Here is a 244-nt window from a genome sequence, read left to right as displayed (position 1 = left end):
TTAGACGATGCAGCCGTTAAATACGACGATGCAACGACCAAAGACAAGATCACGCTTGCAGGTGCAGGTGGCACGACCATCACCAATGTGAAAGCGGGAGACATCAGTTCAGCAGCTTCAACAGATGCAGTGAACGGTGGCCAGTTATTCACCACCAACCAAAATGTCACCACTGCGCAAACTGCAGCAGATGCAGCGCAAGCAACAGCGGACAAAGGCATCAAGTTTGGTAATGGTAGCAGCA

1 protein-coding gene is annotated in these 244 nt (G+C 50.8%); it reads left to right on the top strand.

Annotated elements, in window-relative coordinates; translation table 11 throughout:
* On the top strand, positions 1-244 hold a 244-nt coding region (locus MMO42_RS18155), incomplete at both ends, for a hypothetical protein (RefSeq protein ID WP_241321588.1).

It is taken from the genome of Acinetobacter sp. ANC 3882 (genome assembly GCF_022549545.1).
Taxonomy (GTDB): Bacteria; Pseudomonadota; Gammaproteobacteria; order Pseudomonadales; family Moraxellaceae; genus Acinetobacter.
This window is presented reverse-complemented; position numbering and strand designations above follow the sequence as displayed.